Annotated in this window: 11 protein-coding genes; 5 read left to right on the top strand and 6 right to left on the bottom strand. The window is 68.6% G+C overall.

All coding sequences use genetic code 11. The features are described from left to right. Positions 1 to 42: 42 nt before the first annotated feature. Complete coding sequence (locus B9N97_RS03780; RefSeq protein ID WP_244560541.1) at positions 43 to 1,641, bottom strand: glycosyltransferase; 1,599 nt, start codon at positions 1,639 to 1,641, stop codon at positions 43 to 45. A 192-nt stretch (positions 1,642 to 1,833) separates the two neighbouring features. On the opposite strand from B9N97_RS03780, the gene B9N97_RS03775 reads away from it, so the two are divergent. Next, positions 1,834 to 2,052, top strand: coding sequence for a hypothetical protein (locus B9N97_RS03775; RefSeq protein ID WP_085083534.1), 219 nt, complete (start codon positions 1,834 to 1,836; stop codon positions 2,050 to 2,052). Between the two features lie 10 nt (positions 2,053 to 2,062). Here B9N97_RS03775 and B9N97_RS03770 read toward each other — a convergent pair whose 3' ends face one another. The 4 genes from B9N97_RS03770 to B9N97_RS03755 all read right to left on the bottom strand — a co-directional run bounded on the left by B9N97_RS03770 (position 2,063) and on the right by B9N97_RS03755 (position 7,019). After that, positions 2,063 to 3,358, bottom strand: coding sequence for a pentapeptide repeat-containing protein (locus B9N97_RS03770; RefSeq protein ID WP_085083532.1), 1,296 nt, complete (start codon positions 3,356 to 3,358; stop codon positions 2,063 to 2,065). 62 nt (positions 3,359 to 3,420) lie between these two features. Continuing rightward, positions 3,421 to 5,679, bottom strand: coding sequence for a hybrid sensor histidine kinase/response regulator (locus tag B9N97_RS03765; RefSeq protein ID WP_085083530.1), 2,259 nt, complete (start codon positions 5,677 to 5,679; stop codon positions 3,421 to 3,423). A gap of 573 nt (positions 5,680 to 6,252) precedes the next feature. Further along, positions 6,253 to 6,597, bottom strand: a complete 345-nt coding sequence (locus B9N97_RS03760; protein ID WP_085083528.1) for a hypothetical protein — start codon at positions 6,595 to 6,597, stop codon at positions 6,253 to 6,255. A gap of 20 nt (positions 6,598 to 6,617) precedes the next feature. Continuing rightward, entirely contained in the window at positions 6,618 to 7,019 is a 402-nt protein-coding gene (locus B9N97_RS03755) for a cyclic nucleotide-binding domain-containing protein (RefSeq protein WP_085083526.1), read from the bottom strand. Positions 7,020 to 7,298: 279 nt separating this feature from the next. Between B9N97_RS03755 and gpmA the strand changes: the two genes are divergently transcribed. Next, complete coding sequence (gpmA, locus tag B9N97_RS03750) at positions 7,299 to 8,060, top strand: 2,3-diphosphoglycerate-dependent phosphoglycerate mutase (RefSeq protein WP_085083524.1); 762 nt, start codon at positions 7,299 to 7,301, stop codon at positions 8,058 to 8,060. Between the two features lie 31 nt (positions 8,061 to 8,091). Here gpmA and B9N97_RS03745 read toward each other — a convergent pair whose 3' ends face one another. Continuing rightward, positions 8,092 to 10,380 (bottom strand): helicase-related protein, encoded by a 2,289-nt coding sequence (locus B9N97_RS03745; protein ID WP_085083522.1) that lies wholly within the window; start codon positions 10,378 to 10,380, stop codon positions 8,092 to 8,094. A 410-nt stretch (positions 10,381 to 10,790) separates the two neighbouring features. Between B9N97_RS03745 and B9N97_RS03740 the strand changes: the two genes are divergently transcribed. The 3 genes from B9N97_RS03740 (at position 10,791) to B9N97_RS03730 (ending at position 15,389) form a co-directional block, all read left to right on the top strand. Next, positions 10,791 to 11,627, top strand: a complete 837-nt coding sequence (locus B9N97_RS03740) for a WecB/TagA/CpsF family glycosyltransferase (RefSeq protein ID WP_244560540.1) — start codon at positions 10,791 to 10,793, stop codon at positions 11,625 to 11,627. 3 nt (positions 11,628 to 11,630) lie between these two features. After that, the gene (locus B9N97_RS03735; protein WP_085083518.1) at positions 11,631 to 13,973 is read left to right on the top strand and encodes a GumC family protein; all 2,343 of its coding nucleotides are present in this window, start codon (positions 11,631 to 11,633) and stop codon (positions 13,971 to 13,973) included. A 135-nt stretch (positions 13,974 to 14,108) separates the two neighbouring features. Then, entirely contained in the window at positions 14,109 to 15,389 is a 1,281-nt protein-coding gene (locus tag B9N97_RS03730; protein WP_085083516.1) for an endo-1,4-beta-xylanase, read from the top strand. Positions 15,390 to 15,419: the final 30 nt, after the last annotated feature.

Here is a 15,419-nt window from a genome sequence, read left to right as displayed (position 1 = left end):
CGGGCTGACGGGATCAGTCTTCCACGAAAATGTGAAGGAAGATTAATTCGCTCCGGCGCGTTCGGCGCGCAGCAGGGACCGCGCCTCCTCGCCATAGGCAATCAGCCGTTCGACGCAGCGGTTGCGGTCGCCGATCTCGATGAAGCGCGCCTTGGCGGCGGCTCCGGCCGCAGCGTGGGCGGCGTCATCGGTGGCAAGCGTCACGGCGCGCTCCAGATAGGCGTCGCGGTCTGACACGGAGAATTCGGGACCGGAGACGACCGCTCCGTCACCCCAGCCATAGGTGACCACCGGCACCCCTTCGGCCAGGGCGAAAGCCGCGCCGCCGCCGCCGCCCTGGCGCGGCGGGTTGAGGAAGACGCGGCAGCGGCCATAAAGCGCGCGGATGTCGGCAACATGGCCTAGGCAGCGCATGCGCTGCCTGTTGCGCAGCGGCGCAAGACGCGCCGGCAGTTCCCGCACCTCCCCGGCGAACAGGAGGCCGGCGTCGGGGCAGCGGTCCAGGATATCGTCCAGCAGGCCCAGCACCTCCCCCGTCACTTCCAGGTCCAGGCGGGTGCCGACCACCACGAACAGGGGCGTGCAGTCGGCGAAGCCGGTGTCCACGCGCACTCCCTCCGATGGCGGCAAGGTGTAGCCGAAGGTGAAGGGACGGAACCGGCGGGCGAAGGGGGCGCGATACAGTGCCGGAATCGACTGGGTGTGGTCGCGCTCCTCGAATCCCAGCACGATGGGGGCCAACGACAGGGTGATGCCGGAACTGGTGGGCAGCGCCACCACCGGCCGGGCGCCGGCGTCGGCGAACAGGTCGGCGACGATGTTCGAGCCGCCGAAGGACACGATCAGGTCGGGGTCGTAGCCGTCGATGGCCTCCACGATGACGCGCAGCTTGTCCTGGCTGAAGGCGGGATGGGTGAAGGAGGCGACCTTGACCTGCCGGCCGAACATCCTCAGCGCGTACACGCCCTCCAGATCGGCGGCGACCTCCGCCACCATCGGCGGGATGAAGACGCTCTCGACCCGCGCCGGCAGGCCGTTGACGTTGATGATGGCGACATCCAGCCCGAACTCGTCCTGCATACGGGCGGCGAAATCGAAGCAGTCGCGGGTCGGCTGATGCCCCTGGTTGGTGAACTGGTTGGTCACCACCGCGACACGACGGATCGGCCCGTCACGCAAGATCGCCCGCGGCGGCGTCAGGCCCCAGCGCCGCGCGATCTGGCGGACCATCGCCGTGTAATAGCGGAACTGGTCGCAGGGAACGAAGCTCGCCAGCTTGTCGCCGCTGGCCGTTCCGAGGAACAGCTGCCGCGACATGCACCAGTGGGTGTAGTGCAGCGCCGCCGGATCGGCGCTGTCGCCGCCGAGGATCAGGTAATGGAGAATGCGTTCATAGTGATAGAGATCGCCGGTCAGCAGGAACAGAACCGAGCGGAGCCGGACATTGTCGTTCGACGGCGCCTCGCGCTCCAGCCGCTCGGCCAGCGCCAGACGCCCGTCGAGGTCGAGGTCGCGGCGGATCTCCTCGCACAGTGCGGTGAAACGGTTGATCTTTTCGGCGTCGAACTGCCGGTCGGTCAGATAGACCATCATGGCGGCGGCGGCCGCGGTCACGCGGTCGGACGGGACCGTTTCCGGCATCTTCTGGACCTTTCGACTGACAGCCTCCCCGTGTGTACCGCCGCCGCCACCGGCAGGGCAAGCGGGCACTGTCTCCCGGTCCTCCGATGGCGGCGCGGTGCAGGGCCCTTGTGCGCCGCAGCGGAAGTCGTTGCACCGCCAAGCGGATTGCGACACACTCCTTATATCCACAATTATTGGAGGGATGTTCGCATGGCTGGTTTCGATTCCGCCGCCGGCCCGGCCGGCGTGGTGACCGGGCTGATCGAGAAGGCTGCCGCCGAACTGGACGCAATGTCGGATGCGGCGGGCGAAATTGCGCCGGAGGTCGGCGATCTGACCAGCGTGCTGGTGGAAGCCCAGCGCATCGCCGACCGTGCCGCACTGGACCTGCGCCGTCTGCTCCAGAAGCTGCCGCGGGCGACGGCCTGACGTCCAGGCGCTAAAGCTTCAGCCCAGCGACACCGTCAAGGACTGCCCCCTCGGCAAGAGCGCGGCGTTCGATCTTCGCGCCGAACAGCTTGGCCCCGGTCAGGTCGGTCCTGGCAAGGTCGCAGCCACGCAGGTTGGCGAAGGACAGGTCGGCGTTGCCGAGATTGACCGACCGCAGACAGGCGCCGCTGAGATCGGCATAGCGCAACTTCGCCCCCGACAGGTCGGCGGGGCGGGAGCGATGTTCGTCGAACACCAGGGGCCGCAGATTGAGGTTGCGCAGGTCGGCGTTGTTCAGCTTCGCGTTCCGCAGGCTGATCCCGCGCAGGTCGCCGTCCGCCAGCTTCGCCCCCCGCATGTCGGCCCTGTCGAGCACGGCGGCCTGAAGCTGCACGCCCGACAGGTCGAGGCCGTAGAGCGTCGCCCCCACCGCGCGCAGCATGGTCAGGCACATGTGGGCCAGCGACGGGGCATGGCGCAGGTCGAAGCCGGACAGGTCGAGCATCGCGCCCTGCGCCCCGCTCGACCCCACCCAGGTCATATGGTCGGCCAGCAGGTCCTCCAGTGACCGCCCCAGTTCCGCCACCACGCGGCCGACCGGCTTGTCGGTCAGCGCCTCTTCCACGTCGGCGTCGGTGAGGTCGGTCATCACCATGACGGCGCCGGTCAGCACCGCACCGCGCAGGCAGGCGCCACGCAGGTCGGCGCCGGACAGATCCGCGCCCTCCATGTTGGAGCCGGTGAAGTTGGCGCCGCGCATGGTTGCCCGCACCAGCTTGCAGCCGCGCATCACCGCATCGGAAAAGTCGGTGTGGATCGCCATGACGCCCGACATCCGGGCATTGGTCAGGTTGGCACCCGACAGGTCGGCGCCGTCGGCCTCGGCCGGGGTGGAGTCGATCTGCACCATGTGCAGATGGCCGGACCGGTCCTTTTCGGCCAGGGATCCGTCGCGCAGGTCCGCCTCAAACAGGTTGGCGCCGACCAGGATCGCGCCGCGCAGGCAGGCGCCGCGCAGGTCGGCCTTGATCAGGCTGGCGCCGTCGAAGTTGGCCTGCCGCAGATCAGCGACGAAGAATGAGGCGCAGTCGAGCCGCGCGCCGGCAAGATTCGCGCCCCTCAGGCTGGCGCCGACGAAATCGGCGTGGGCAAGGTCGCGGCCGGACAGGTCCAGCCCGGACAGATCGCAGAAGGACAAATTGGCGCGCGCGCCACCCACCCGGGCATTGCGGAACATCTCGTGCTTCCGCACCGCCAGATCGAGCTGCGTCTGATCGAGACGCCTGAGCGTGCGATTCTGCACCATGGCCCTGTGAACTCCCCTTTTCTGCGCCAGTTTGAGGCAACCCGGCTTCAGAAAGGGTTAATTCAGGCCGCGGACTCGTTCTCCAGCGCCTGTTCGCCGCCCTCGGCTGCACGGCTTCCCGGCCGTTCCGACAGGATGGCGGCGATGGCGTCACGCAGCTCGTCCGGGGACACCGGCTTGTGCAGCAGCCGGCAGCCGGTGGCGACCGCCTCGCGGATGCGTTCAGGGGCGGTATCGCCGGTCAGGATCAGGCCGGGCACCAGCCGGTCCAGCCGCTCCCCCACCGCCGCCACGGTCTGCACGCCGGTCAGCCGCCCCGGCAGCCGGAAATCGCTGACGATGAGGTCGGGTATGGGGCTGTCCAACCGATCGCCTCCATTCGCTCCGCCGAACAGAGCCAGCGCGCTTTCACCGTCGATGGCCGCGATCACCCGATAGTCCCAGCTTTCCAGCAGCAGCCGCACGGCGTCGCGCTGGATCGGATCGTCCTCCACGACCAGGATCAGCCGGTCGCCGGCCTGGACCGGATCGGGATCCTGTACCGGCGCCTGAGCCGGCAGCCGTTCGGTCCCGACCACCGGCACATTGATCGCGAAAACGGAACCCCGGCCCTGGAGCGACCGCACCTCCACCGCATGGCCCAGCAGCGCCGCCTTGCGCCGCACCTTGGCCAGCCCGAGGCCGAGACCCTGGCGCCGGTCACGCTCCGGATTGCCGAGCTGGACGAAATCCTCGAAGATGTTGTCGAGCTGTTCGGCGGGGATACCGGTCCCGGTGTCCCACACCTCGATGCGCAGCCAGCGGCCATGGCGGCGGCAGCCGATGGTGACGCGGCCCTTGTCGGTGAAGCGGATCGCGTTGCGCAGCAGATCGCCCAGCATGCGCGTCAACAGCGTCCGGTCGGTGCGGATCACCATGCGGGTGGGCATCGCGCGCAGCGTCAGCCCCTTTTCCGCCGCCATGGAGCGGAATTCGGCCAACAGCTCCTCGAAGACCGCCGACACCGGGACGTCGGCCAGCTGCGGCCGGACGACGCCGGCGTCCAGCGTCGCCACCTCCAGCAGGGCGTGCAGAAGCTTTTCCCCGGCATCCAGCGCTTCGCCCATCTTCTCGGCGATGTTGCGGTCGCGCGTTTCGGCCAGCCGTTCCATCAGAATGTGATGGAACAGCCGCAAGGCCTGGAAAGGCTGGCGCAAATCATGGTTGGCCGCCGAGAGGAAGCGGCCCTTGGCCTGATTGGCCCGCTCCTTTTCCTCCAGCGCCCGGCTCAGCTTCAGATTGAGGGTGCTGAGGGCGGCGGTGCGCTCTTCCACCCGTTCCTCCAGCTGCGCATTTGCCAGTTCCAGTTGGGCGTTCGCCTCGGTCAGGGCCTGCCGGGCCAGCGCCTCGCGCCGCAGGCTGGCGGCCCCCAGCATCGACAGTCCGGCAAGCGCCGCGACCCCGGCGACCACCACGACGAGGCCGCGCTCCATCCGGATATACCAGGGCTCCAGCACGGCGCTGCGCGGGATCGTCACCGCCGACAGGATCGGCAGATCGGCCATCCGCTTCACGCCGATGACCGACGCCTTGCCTGTCCCCGTCCAGTTCGCATCGACCCGGATCGTCCCGTCATCCAGCCGCGGCAGGGGACCGAGCGACGGGACGCCGATGCCGGCCAGCCGGATGCCGTCGGGACGGTACAGGCCGACGGACCGCGCCATGCCGTCGCCGAAGGCGTTCAGCACCGGGTTCAAGGCCGACACCGGAACGGCCACCAGGACGGCACCGTCGAAAACGCCCGCCGCGGTGTGGATGCGGCGGGCGAAGAGAATTGCGGGCTGACCGGCCATATGTCCGAAGGCCGGAAGAATGCCATGCTCATCCCCCGGCGGTAAGGGGCGGACCAGCAGCGAAAGTCCATCACTGGTTTCCGGCTCGGCAAAGGCGACGGTGGAGCCATAGCGCAGCGAACCGTCCGCACCCAGCAGGGCGATGCGGCCGTTGCGTTCCACCGCCATCGCTTCCGGCAGGCCGCGTTCCGTCCATGACTTCAGCCCCCGGCCATCCATCCGGCCGGCGATCTGCTCCAGCAGGTCGATGCTGGCGTCCAGCACGCCACGTGCATGGCTGTCGAACAGGATGGCCGCCTGCCGGGCGTCGTCCTCGGAGCGTTCAAGCGTGTCCCGGTAATCGAGCGCGGTGACGGCCGCCCAGGATGCCGTTCCCAGCAATGCCAGCATGGTGCAGAGGACAGCGGCCAGCGTCCGCGGCGAGGCGGTGATCCGGCGGACAAAGGCGGAGGACGGCGTGGGTGGTGGGGCCATCTGCGGCGATGACATCGGCCCGGTCAGGCAGGCATCGGACGGACCCGCGGTCCATGGGACCGAAGCTCCTTCCAAAGCGGCAGCGACAGGCGGATGACGATCATCGGCGGGAAATCCTCGGCGGTGGCGAAGGGGTCAAGCGGCGGTCGGCGGGCATGAGACGCGGCCTGCCCAAACTGTACCGGACAAGGTCACGTTTTCGACTGTTCCGAATGTTCGAACGACAAATCGGCCTGCACATCCCCGTTCGGTTGGTGGACCGGAACTATAGCTTAGCCCCAATAGCCGGAGGAACCTTATCACATAAAGCAATGCAGCGCGACCGGTCTTGGCGACTATGACCATAATCATAACCACCCTGCCCATCCGGTGAATGCAGCTTCACCGATACCATAGCTTCCGACGCGCAATCGTCGCGCCGGCCTCCACTTTTAATATTTCGTTTTGTTGCCGCAATTCGCAAAGACCGCCCCCAGGATCGAACGGCCATGCAGGCACCGCGTCACCGGGCGCATGGCAAGCCGGGTGAACGGCAAAAGGCCGCACGCGCAGGATGCGCGGCGGCATGATGTCGGTCAGGGCGGCAATTCAGGGAGGTGGTGCGACGGTCGGCGTCTCAGCACGCACGATCAGGATCAGGCCGTCGTCCGCAGCCTCCAGTTCCTTCCCGGCATCGCGGGGGATCGGAACCTTCTGGCGGCGACAGAAGAGCAGAAGCAGCGCCAGCGTCTTGCTGGGCGTGAACAGGACCTCCCGCGTTCTGGAGGCGCCGCTCTGCTGAATCTGGACCGACAGACCGCCTTCCGAGGTGGGCGTCACCGTCGTGACGACGCCCAGCGGCAGGTCCGTCTGATTGGGGGCCTTCTGGTACCAGGCGAGGGCTTTTTTCAGGGCGGAATTGGTGAAGAACAGCTCACGGGTCTCGACGATCATTCCATACCCTGACGAAGCACTCAGGCCCGGCCGCCCTCCAGTCCCGGGTTGAGCCGGAACGTGATCGCGCGCCCCAGTTTGGATTCCCGCAGAAGGATCTGCTTGGTTTCCAGCAGCTTGATGGCCCGGTTCACATTGGGCCGCTGCATGCCCAGCGCGTCAGCCAGTTCGGACTGCAGCACCGGAACGGAGCGATCGAAATGGAGCCTCCGGCTCAGATAAGTGAACACACGAAGCGCCTCCAGAGTGATCTCGCGGTCGGTCGACACGGCTCTGGAGATGACGTCATGATGATGCAGCATCGTGGCCTCGGTACGCAAGGTTGTCAGGTTGCTGGGGCGATAATCGGAATGGTTCGGCGGGGTGCCCGGCAGGCCTGCTGCGCCGTGTGAAGTCTGCGATCCCGTGTTCGGCTCGGTCATCGTCCCTTCCCATCCGCTGCGGCCGGCGAGGCCGGTGATTTCAGGTGAGGTGACCGTACCGCACGATTATTGTCCGAGTATGTCGCCAAGATTTCGCGGCTGACATAATTGGTGTCTCCGGAGGCAATCATGAAACCGGATTGAAACCGCCGCGCACGGTCCGGCAGGCTCCCTCACGCCCGGCCGTGCGCTGATTTGCCGCGGGAACCGGTGCGTCTACCGGTCTGTTTCAACAGGGAAGTGCCCGAAGAGCGGCCGGCTACCGAAGGGAGACCCGCCATGCACCGACTGATCCTGCTGCGCCACGGCCAGAGCGTGTGGAATGCGCAAGACCGATTCACCGGGTGGACCGACGTCGGCCTGACCGACCGCGGGATCGCCGAGACGCACAAGGCGGCCGACCTGCTCAAGGCCGCCGGCGTCGACGTCGACATCGCCTTCACCTCGGTGCTGAGCCGGGCGATCGAGACCCTGCACATCGTCCTGCGCGACATGGACCGGCTGTGGCTGCCGGTGCACAAGCACTGGCGCCTGAATGAACGGCATTACGGCGCGCTGCAGGGGCTGAACAAGGCGGAGACGGCGGAACGCCACGGGGCGGAGCAGGTGTTCCAGTGGCGGCGAAGCTGGGACGTCCCGCCGCCGCCGATCGAGCCGGACGACCCGCGGTCCGCCGTCACCGACCGCCGCTATGCCGGCCTCGCGAAGGCCAACCTGCCGCGCGGCGAAAGCCTGAAGGACACCACGGAGCGGGTGGTCCCCTTTTGGCGCGACGAGATCGCCCCGGCGCTGCGGCTGGGTGCGCGGGTGCTGGTGTCCGCCCACGGCAACAGCCTGCGCGGGCTGGTCAAGCATCTGGACGATGTCGCCGACCACGACATTCCGCTGTTCGAGATTCCCACCAGCCGCCCGCTGGTCTATGAGCTGGGCGCCGACCTGACGCCGCTTCGCCGCTATTTCCTGGGCGAAGACGGCACGGTCGAGGAGATCAACTGGCCAAAGCGCGAGGGGGCGAACCCGGGCAGCAGCGCGGCGGCGTGAATTTCCCTCTTCCGGTGCGGGAGAGGGCGCCTTACGGCGTCGCGCTGCGCCGCTTCGGTCCACGTCCGGTGCGGGGGCCAGTGCGGGGCCCGCCCCGGCCGGTGTCGCGACCGCCTTCCTTCGCCACCGGATGGTGGAAATGGTGCGGGTGGCCGCCCGGCTTCTCGCCGTTGCCGCGCTCCGGCCCGCCGCGACGGCCGCCGCGGCGTTCCTCGACACGGCTGCTGTAACAATTGTCGCAGACGCGGAAGCGGTGGTTGGCCTTCAGCCGCGTGCCGCAGACCGGACAGGCGCGGGCGAGCGAGCGCTCGGCGAGCGTCCGCTCGATGAAGGCGTTCAGATGCGCCCGGCGCTCCTGGCACAGATCCATCTCGGGATAGGCATCGGGGAAGCGGTAGGCCAGCCAGGCATAGGCGGTCAGCTCCTTCACCGCGCGCTCGGCCTTTTCCAATTCCACATCGGTGCCGACGCTGTGGCGGAAGCGCTCGGCGGCGTCGGGGGCGGCGTTGGGGATGCCCTTGCCCTGGTTGACCGCCCAGCCGCCGAGAAGGCGCAGGTTGTTCTGGTCGCGGGTGTCGATCGGGCAGCGGGCCAGCATGTCGCGCTGCGCCAGCGGCAGCTTGGCGCGGTCCACCGCCGCCGCCGCCTGGATGCGCTGTTCCAGGTCCGTCATGCGGAAGGTCTGGTTGGCGCGCAGCAGCTCCTGACCCGCAGTGCGCAGCACCTTGGCGAGGCTGTCGGTGTCCAGTTCCCGCGCAATGGCCTCGACATGGCTGAGGTTGGGCGAAATCCAGGAGCGCGGGTCTTCCGGCGGCACCGGCGGCGAGGTCAGCGCCCGGCGCACCGGGTTGATGCTCTCCCCCTCCAGCACCGCGACGCGGCCTTCCTCATGCATGCCGAAGCGGCCGGCGCGCCCGCCGATCTGCCGGATCTCCGACGCGGTCAGTTCGCGCTCCTCGCGCCCGTCATATTTGCGGGTGGTGGACAGCACGACGCGGGCGACCGGCAGGTTCAGCCCCATGCCGATGGCGTCGGTCGCCACCAGCACGTCGGCGGTGCCCTCGCGGAAACGGCGCGCCTCGGCCCGGCGGACCTCCGGCGACAGGGCGCCGTAGATCACCGCGACATTGTGGTTGCGGCCGAGCAGGTCGTGGCGGAGCGCCATCACGTCCTTGCGCGAGAAGGCGATCAGGGCGTCGCCCGGCTTCACATCCTCCAGCTTGACCCGCTCCTCCTGCACGCGCAGCGGCGACTTGCGGGTGAATTCGACCACCTCCAGCTCCTCGCCCATCGCGTCGGCCAGACGCTTGACGTAGGGGATGGCGTCGGCCGATCCGGTCATAAGGATTTCCGGCGCGGCCACGCCGGCCACCGCCTGGGTCCAGGCCCAGCCGCGGTCGGGATCGCCGATCATCTGGATCTCGTCGATGACGCAGGCGCCCCACACCTTGGAGGTGTTGACCATCTCGATGGTGGAGGAGGTGAAGGCGGCACCGGGCCGCACGTCGCGCTCCTCGCCGGTGACGAGGCTGCAGGGACGGCCCCGCGTCTCCAGGGCCTCCTGCCCTTCCAGTGCCAGCAGGCGCAGCGGCGCGAGGTAACAGCCGCTCTCGGCCTCCGCCAGCCGGTCCATCGCCGCGTGGGTCTTGCCCGAATTGGTCGGGCCGACGAACAGCCGCAGCTTGCGGATCATCGCGCGGGCGGTGGCGAAGCTGTCCAGATAGACGCCCATGCCGGACGCATTCTCCAGCCGTTCCCGCCGGACCTTCAGGCCGGCGCGGGCGGCGGCGGTGGAGAAGGCCTCCTCCATCGCGTCGAGCAGGGTCTGCAGGCGCGGGATCCGGCCGCCGAAGCCGACGACGCGGCCCAACTCGTCGGCGAAGCCCTTCGGCCGCCAGGACTCGCCGAAGCCGGCCGCCCGCTGCGCCATCGAGGCGAACCAGCCGTCGACCCGGTCCTTCGCCTTGGGGATGGCGGGAGAGGACAGGCAGGCGCCCTTCACCCGCTTGCCCAGCGCCTTGGCCTGCGGCCGGCCGAAGCCCTCGTCGATGGTCAGCAGGCCCCACAGGTCGGCCTCGATGTCCGGCAACGGGCCGAGCGCCACCTTGAAGCGCAGCTTCAGCTTGCGGTCGGTGCCGGGGATCTGGACGACGTGGTTGACCGCGACCGACCAGCGCGCCGGGGTGCTGTCGGCGTCCACCTCGATCCCGTCGCCGCGCACCACCGCGGCCACCGCGCGCAGGGCGTCGCGGCGGTCGAATTCGTCGGCGGTGCCGGGGGTGCGGCCCGAACGGGCGTTGTCGGAAGTGTCGTCGGTCATGGATCGTCTTTTCTTGGAATTGCCCCGGTCATGCAAGCGCTTCGGCCAGGATCATCGGCCGGGAGGCCGATCCGGCGGCGCGGATACGCCCTTGCCCCGGACAACAGCCATAGAGCGCCAGGGTCTCTCTTTATGGCAGGGGTCCCTCTTTATGGGTCTGACCGGTCGATTCGGCAAGCCGAATCCCCCGAAGGGAGCAAGCCCGGGCTAATTCGAATCCGTCGCCGTTTCGCCGATCTCGCCCGTGCGAAAAGGGGGGAGGACCGGCCACATAGAGCCACGCAGGTTTGGTGGCCGGCCCCAACGGGTTAGCCGCCGCCGCCCGGCGGACAGGCCCGGCACCGGGCCGGGCCGCATCGGTCGCGAACCGGTCAATGCTTTGTTCCGATTAATTTTTTTGGGAGATGCGCATGCCGAACCCTCGTGAGGTCCTGGAACTGATCGAGCGCATGCGGTGCATTTCGAACGACGGCGAGCGCCGGGCCCTGATCGACCATCTGGGCGCGGTGGACCGTCCGACGGTGCTGTCCTTCCTGAACGCGCATGGCCTAAACGTCTGCATGGGCTCGGACGCGGCGCTGGCCGCCTTCGCCTCGTCGGACGTCCTGCTGCGCGACGGGATCGGGTTGCAGGCGGTGCTGCCGGTGCTCGGCCGGCCGGCCGGCCTGAACATGAACGGCACCGACTTCATCCCGCTGCTGCTGAAATCGCTGCCCCCCCGCAGCGTCGCCATCTACGGCACCGCCACCCCGTGGCTGGACCGTGCCCGCGTCGTCCTGGAAGCGGCCACCCCGCACCGCTACGCCGACCTGCAGCACGGCTTCCACCCGACGGAGCATTACATCGCCCAGGCGCGGGCCACCCGCCCCGACGTCATCCTGCTCGCCATGGGCATGCCCAAGCAGGAAGAGGTCGCGACTGAGCTGAAGCGCGCTCTCGACCATCCGGTGCTGATCGTCAACGGCGGCGCCATCGTCGATTTCCTGGCGGGCCGCTTCAAGCGCGCCCCGGAGGCGGTCCAGCGCTCCGGCCTGGAATGGGCCTTCCGTCTGGCGCAGGAGCCCCGCCGCCTGTTCCGCCGCTATTGCATCGGTGCCTTCGGCTTCGCCTGGAGCACCATCCGCCTTCGCCGTGCCGCATCCCTCCGCACCCGCGGACCGGGCGCCGCAGCGCCCGCTTCCACCCGGATCTCCCCCCGGATCACCCAATCGACGATCCGCCGGTCGCCTATCCAGAAGGAGCTTTGAGACGTGGAAAACCTTCCCCAGATCAACAACGGTGGCCCGGGCGGCCCGCCGGCTCCGTCATGGCCCGCCCAGGTCGGCCATCACACGCCGCGCGAGTTTGACGGCCCGGCCCCCGCGATGGGTCCCGACTTCCGCTTCATCCTGCGGGTGCTGGCTGCCCACAAGACGCTGATCGCCGCCATCGTGCTGGCGCTGACCGCGCTGTCGGCCTTCGGCGTCTCGCTGATGAAGGACAAATACACCTCCGAGGCTCTTCTGCTGGTCGACAACCGGCAGGTCCGCGTCGTCCGCGCGGAAGATCAGGCGCTGAACGCGATCACGCCGGAAGACAGCGCGATCCTCAGCGAGATCGAGATCCTGAAGTCGACGGCGGTGCTGACCCAGACGATCGCCGATCTGGGGCTGGCGACCAACCCCGAATTCAACCCGCCGGTCCAGGCCGACGACAGCAAGCCCTTCGTCGAGCGCGCCACCGCCTGGACGCGTGAGCAGGCCCATGCCGTCTTCGGTCCCGACCTGCCGGGCGTCGTCGATGCCGTCCTGGCCCATGGCGACGACATGACCAAGGACACCCACCTGCGCGAGACCCGCGCCGCCGACAGCATCGACGGCGTCCTGGACCGCGTCCGCCGCAATCTGGAAGTCGGCATCGTCGGCCGGTCGCGGGTGATCCAGGTCCGCTACACCTCGCGCGATCCGGAAATCGCCCAGAAGGTGGTCGACACCGTCGTCCACCGCTACATGGAAACCCGCCAGCAGATGGACCGCGACCTGTCCACCAGCGCCATCGCCTGGCTGGAAGACCGCATTGCCACCCTGCGCAAGGAAGTGGCCGAGGCCGACACCAAGGTCGACGCTGTCCGCTTCAAGGCCGGTCTGGTCAAGAACGGCACCAACGGCCTGATGGCCACCACCGAGCTTGAGCAGGCCCGCCTGCGCCTGGCCGAAGCCTCGGCCAACCGCGCCCGCGCCGTCGCCCAGGCCCAGACGCTGGAACGCAGCGTCGGCAACGGCGGCAGCCTCGCCTCCCCGGTCGTCGCCCAGCTGCGCGCCACCGTCGCCTCGATCTCCACCGAGCTGGCCCAGCTGTCGCGCCAGTATGGTCCGAAGCACCCGCGCATCCAGGAACTGCAGGCCCGCCTGAACGAGGCGAACTCCTCGCTGCAGCAGGAGGTCCGTCACGAGATCGCCGGCGTCCGCGAGGCGGCCAACGTCGCCGTCGAGCAGGAAAACGCCCTGAAGGGCATGATCGCCAAGCTGGAATCCGGCTATCAGACCATGGCCGAGGAAGCGGTGCCGCTGCGCACGCTGGAGGCCGAGGCCCAGGCCAAGCGCCAGCTGCTGGACAGCCTGCTCGGCCGTCTGGAAGAGGTGCAGGCCCAACAGGACAACCGCGCCTTTCCGACCGCCGTCAAGCTGGTCTCGGCGCCGCAGGTCCCGCATGAGCCGTCGGGTCCGTACCGCCTGCTGCTGCTGCTGGCCGGCTTCTTCGCCTCGCTCGCCGTCGCCGTCTTCATCGTCTTCGGCATCGAGCTGTTCCAGCGCCGCATCCGCACCCCGGAAGCCGTCCGCCGCATTCTGGGCGTGGGCACGGTCCACATCGTCCCGCACCACTCCACCCGCGGCTCCCGCGGCCGTCTGGACCAGATCTTCCAGAACCACCCCTTCTCGCTGTTCTCCGAATCGATGCGCGCCCTGTTCCGCAACCATCTGGCGGATATGGGTCCGGTCGGCTCCATCGCCGTCACCTCGGCCCGCCCGCAGGACGGCAAGACCTCGATGAGCCTCGCCGTCGCCCAGGTCGCGGCCCAGGCCGGCCGCCGGGTGGTGGTGGTCGACACCGACTTCCGCCGGTCGCGCATCGACGCCCTGTTCAACCTCTCGGCCAAGAAGGGCCTGTCGGACTGGATTTCCGGCACCGCCACCCTGGACGAGATCGTGCACAGCAGCGAAGACGCGCCCTATGCGATGATCCCGGCCGGCCGCCTGATGTCGGAGACGCTGGACCGCTTCAACGTCGACGGCCTGATCCACCTGATGGCCGGCCTGTCGCCCCACTTCGATCTGGTGGTGTTCGACACCGCCCCGGCGCTGGCCGTGTCCGATGCCCGCATCGTCTGCGGCGCCGCGTCGAAGGTGATGTTCGTCAGCCGCTGGGGCCACACCACGGCCAGCGACCTGCAGGCGGTCGCCGACCTGGGTCCGATCGACCACAGCAAGTTCGTGGCGGTGATGACCGACGTGAACCTGAAGAAGGCGGCCTCGCGCGGCTACCAGGGTCCCTACAACAGCTACATGGCGACCCGGAAATACTATGGCGACACCACCCTGCGGACCGCTCCGTAAGGCAGGCGGGGTGACCTGAAGCTCCTTCGACCAGAGGCCCTTCCCTCCCCGTCGCTGCGGCGCCCGGAGGGAGGGGTCTCTTCGTGACCGGTACCCGCGACCGGCCCCTAAATCCGGAAGAGAGAGTCCCTCCGCATGACCGAGAGTCCGAAGTCCGGTTTTCCCAAATGGCGTCCAAGCCGGCGCGATCTGATGTGGACCGCCGCCGCAGGCGCCGTGCTGGCGAGTTGCCGCGGCGCCAGCGGCCCGGCCCCGGCGGAGGCCGCCGCCAGCCATGCGGATGCGGCGGAGCCGGCGGTGACCCTGCGCGAGGCCTGCCGGGCGCTGGGGATCCGCCACGGTGCCGCCCGCGACCATTTCGTCGATCCGGAAGACCCCATGCTCGACCGGCTGATGGCGCGCGAATGCGACGTCGTCACCCCGGAGAACGGCGGCAAATGGGGCGTCTTCCAGCACACGGAGGGGAATTTCGACTGGCGCCGCTTCGATGCGGCGGTGGAACTGGCGCGCAGCATCGGCGCGACGCCGAACTGGCACACCATCATCTGGCAGCATATGGGCATGCCGCCCTACATGAAGCTGCCGGCGGCCCGGCAGGCGGAGCTGGGCATCTCCGAGAACGCCTATTTCTCGCCGGAGGGCACGCTGAGCGAGGAAAATGTCTGGCCGCGCTTCACCGGCGTGGTCGAGGCGGTCCGGCAGCGCTACGGCGACATCTTCTACCGCATCGACGTCGCCAACGAGGTCTTCTTCTGGGAAACGGCGGAAAGCCATCCGCGCCAGCAGGACCGCTACGGCTTCCGCCGCGGCATGTGGTGGGTGGCGGCCGGCGGCGCGGAGAAGGGACCGGAATGGCTCGATCCCTTCTTCCACCACGTGCACAAGGCCTTCCCCAAGGCGAAGCTGGTGCTGAACGAGTTCGGCATCGAGATCGACGAGGGCTGGCAGCAGCGCAAGCGCGCCTATCTGCTCGACTGGCTGACCGGGGCGGTGAAGCGCGGCGTGCCGATCCACGGCATCGGGCTGCAGAGCCACCTGATCGGCGGCAAGCCCTATGACAGCGCCGGCATGCGCAAGTTCCTGCGCGCCGTCGACAAGCTCGGCCTCGCCGTCCATCTGACGGAAATGGACGTCGACGAGACGCGCCTGCCCCGCTCCTGGTCGCGGGAGGAGAAGGACCGGGCGATGGCGCAGTTGGCCCGCAGCTATCTGGCCGACATGCTGGACAATGCGCGGGTGGAGGAGCTGTGCTGGTGGCACCTGCGCTCCGACCTGAATTTCATCGCGCGCGAACATCCCGACCTGCACCCCCACCCCTCCCCCTACGACGAGAACTCCCGGCCGCTGCCGCTCTACACGGCGGTCGTGGACACGCTGCGGGAGAAGGCGCGCACCGGCAGGGTGCGGTCGGGCTGATGTCCGGCGGACGTATTGCGCAGGGGAGGT

Origin of the sequence: Azospirillum oryzae (assembly GCF_900177515.1) — a bacterium.
GTDB lineage: Bacteria > Pseudomonadota > Alphaproteobacteria > Azospirillales > Azospirillaceae > Azospirillum > Azospirillum oryzae_A.
This window is presented reverse-complemented; position numbering and strand designations above follow the sequence as displayed.